Raw genomic sequence first — 3,330 nt, 5'->3', positions numbered from 1 at the left:
GCATCCCGCGCCGGACCAGCGCGTCCAGCTCCGGCTCGGGCACCTCGGGGCCGACCACCCGGCGCAGGTTGGCTCGCAGTCGGGCCGTACCCGGGCCGCCTCGGCGGTGGGCGCGGTCCGCGCCCGCGGCGAAGGCCGCGGCCACCACGGGCCGGGGCAGCGCGCGGACCAGGCGCCAGCCGGCGACGTAGCCGAGCTCGGTGAGGTTCACTCCTTGCCGACCAGCTGGGCCTGCCGGTACACGTGCGCCATGCGCTGCCCCACCGTGAAGATCGAGACGGCGGCGAGCAGCCAGAGCGCGACCTCCAGGGCGCGGTCCACGCCGAGCCCGGTGAGCAGGCCGCCCACCCCGACGATCAGCAGCCGCTCGGTGCGCTCGGCGATGCCGACGTTGCCGGTCATGCCGAGCCCTTCGGCGCGGGCCTTGACGTAGGAGACCAGGCTGCCGGCGGCCAGGCAGAGCAGCGCCGCGGCCACCCCGGAGTATTCGTGCTCGGTGGCCAGCCAGTACGCCACCGCGCCGAAGACGGCGCTGTCGGCGACCCGGTCCATGCTCGAGTCGAGGAACGCCCCGAACCGGGTGGAGCCGCCGCTCATCCGGGCCATCGTCCCGTCGAGCAGGTCGGTGAGCGCGAAGACCGTCACGATGAGGGCGCCGGCGACCAGGTCACCCCGGGCGCCGAAGCCGAGGGCGCCGACGAGCACGCCGAGGGTGCCGGTCACGGTGACCGCGTTGGGGGACACGCCGGCGCGGAGCAGGCCGCGCGCGACCGGCTCCACGACACGGGTCATCCCCGCGCGGGCCGTCACTTGGAAGATCTTCGCCATGGCGGTCCCACGATAACGGCCGGCAGCGGTCGGCGACACAGCCGGTCGTCCGACCCGCGTGGCGGAGGCTTGTGTCGGGTCGGTAACGGGTGTGAGATCGGGTGTGGGGGTGAGCCAGCTCACCGGCCCACCCGGCTGAGTACCCGTCGTCCAGGAGAGCACCGGAGGATATCGCCGCGGCACCCGCCCGGGCCCGCTTCCCCGTCGCGAGCGGCGGTCGCCACCAACCACGGCTGAGGGAGGTGCGCCGCGATGGCGCAGAAGAACCAGGAGAAGGGTGTCACCGGCGCGGCGCCGGTGGTGACCGAGCCCGGCAGGGTTCGCAACGTGGTGCTCGTCGGGCACTCCGGGGCGGGCAAGACGACCCTGGTCGAGGCGCTGCTCGCGGCCAGCGGCACGATCAGCCGGGCCGGCAGCGTCACCGACGGCACCACCGTCTGCGACCACGACCCGGCGGCGGTACGCCAGCAGCGCTCGGTGAGCCTGGCCTGCGCGCCGCTCATGCACCAGAACGTCAAGGTCAACCTGCTGGACACCCCCGGATACGGCGACTTCGTCGGCGAGCTGCGAGCCGGCCTGCGGGCCGCCGACGCCGCGCTGTTCGTGGTCTCCGCGGCCGACGGGATGGACATGGCCACCGCCGCCCTGTGGGAGGAGTGCGCCGCGGTGGACATGCCGCGGGCCGTCGCGATCTCCCGGCTGGACCACCCGCGCGCCGACTTCGACGAGGCGGTGGCGCTGTGCCAGCGGGTGTTCGGCGACAACGTGCTCCCGCTCTACCTGCCGATGCTCGGCGACGACGGCGTGTCGGTGGCCGGCCTGATGGGCCTGATCACCCGCCGGGTCTTCGACTACTCCGCCGGGCTGCCCGCCGCCGTGCGCGAGCCGGACCCGGAGCACCTGCCGGCGATCCTGGAGTCCCGCAACGAGCTGATCGAGGGGGTCATCGCCGAGAGCGAGGACGAGACCCTGATGGACCGCTACCTCGGCGGCGAGGAGATCGACACCGACGTGCTGATCACCGACCTGGAGAAGGCGGTCGCCCGGGGCCACTTCTACCCGGTGGTGCCGGTCTGCGCGGAGAGCGGCGTGGGCCTGGACGCGCTGCTGGACGGCCTGGTCGCCGCCTTCCCGTCCCCGCTGGAGCACGAGGTGCCCGCGGTCACCGGCGTGGACGGCTCGCCCCGGCCGCCGCTGAGCTGCGACCCGGACGGCCCGCTGGTCGCCGAGGTGGTCAAGACGACCGTCGACCGGCACGTCGGCCGGGTCTCGCTGGTACGGGTCTTCTCCGGCACGCTCCGCCCCGACCAGGTGGTGCACGTCTCCGGGCACGGCATGGCCGAACGCGGGCACCCCGACCACGACGCCGACGAGCGGGTCGGGCACATCTACACCCCGCTGGGCGCGACGCTGCGCGAGGTGACCGCCTGCGTGGCCGGCGACCTCTGCGCGATCACCAAGTCGGGCAGCGCGGAGACCGGCGACACCATCTCCGCCAAGGAGGAGCCGCTGCTCGTCGCCCCCTGGGCGATGCCCGAGCCGCTGCTGCCGGTGGCGATCGTGGCGAAGAGCCGGGCCGACGAGGACGCCCTGGCCCGCAATCTGGGCCGGTTGGTCGCCGGCGACCCGACGCTGCGCCTGGAGCGCAACCCGGAGACCCACCAGCTGGTGCTCTGGTGCATGGGCGAGGCGCACGCCGACGTCGTCCTCGACCGGCTGCGCAGCGGCGGCGTCGAGCTGGAGACCGAGCCGGTGCGGGTGGCGCTGCGCGAGACGCTGACCGCCGGTGGCCGCGGCCACGGCCGGCACGTCAAGCAGTCCGGCGGCCACGGCCAGTACGCCGTCTGCGACATCGAGGTGGAGCCGCTGCCGCGCGGCGAAGGCTTCGAGTTCGTCGACCGGGTGGTCGGCGGGGCGGTGCCGCACAACTACATCCCGTCGGTGGAGAAGGGCGTGCGGGCGCAGATGGAACGCGGCCTGGTGGCCGGCTACCCGGTGGTGGACCTGCGGGTCACCCTCGTCGACGGCAAGGCGCACAGCGTCGACTCCTCCGACGCGGCCTTCCAGACCGCCGGCGCGCTGGCGCTGCGCGACGCCGCCGAGAAGGGGCAGCCGGCGCTGCTGGAGCCGGTGGACGAGGTGGTCATCCGGGTGCCCGACGGCTCCGTCGGCGCGGTGATGGGCGACCTGTCCGGCCGGCGCGGCCGGGTGCTCGGCACCGAGCCCGACCCGGACGCCGACGGGCGCACCCTGGTCCGCGCCGAGGTGCCCGCCACCGAACTGCTCCGCTACGCGGTCGAGCTGCGCTCGATGACCCACGCACCGGCACCTTCACCCGCGACTTCGCCCGCTACCGAGCCGATGCCCGCCCACCTCGCCGAGCAGGCTCCGCAAGGAACACACCACCCCGCACCCTGACCCACCCCTCCCTTCACCCAGCACTTCCGAGAAAGCGTCGGCCCATTCGGCGAGGAATGGCCACCGCTTTCTCGGAAAGTGCCC

The 3,330-nt window shown here is 74.2% G+C and carries 2 protein-coding genes and 1 pseudogene; 1 reads left to right on the top strand and 2 read right to left on the bottom strand.

Annotated features, from left to right (window positions below):
- A pseudogene (locus tag JNW89_RS31955) lies at positions 1 to 211 on the bottom strand (phosphatidylinositol mannoside acyltransferase); the annotation flags it as partial.
- Entirely contained in the window at positions 208 to 828 is a 621-nt protein-coding gene (pgsA, locus tag JNW89_RS31950; RefSeq protein ID WP_238451892.1) for a phosphatidylinositol phosphate synthase, read from the bottom strand. The gene pgsA and the pseudogene JNW89_RS31955, both read right to left, overlap by 4 nt.
- 252 nt (positions 829 to 1,080) lie before the next feature.
- On the opposite strand from pgsA, the gene JNW89_RS31945 reads away from it, so the two are divergent.
- Positions 1,081 to 3,246, top strand: coding sequence for an elongation factor G-like protein EF-G2 (locus tag JNW89_RS31945; protein WP_238451891.1), 2,166 nt, complete (start codon positions 1,081 to 1,083; stop codon positions 3,244 to 3,246).
- Positions 3,247 to 3,330: the final 84 nt, after the last annotated feature.

It is taken from the genome of Micromonospora sp. 4G55 (genome assembly GCF_016803375.1).
This window is presented reverse-complemented; position numbering and strand designations above follow the sequence as displayed.

Coding starts and splice junctions, on each gene's coding strand:
- pgsA (WP_238451892.1), bottom strand. CDS start 828: ATGGCGAAGATCTTCCAAGTGACGGCCCGCGCGGGGATGACCCGTGTC.
- JNW89_RS31945 (WP_238451891.1), top strand. CDS start 1,081: ATGGCGCAGAAGAACCAGGAGAAGGGTGTCACCGGCGCGGCGCCGGTG.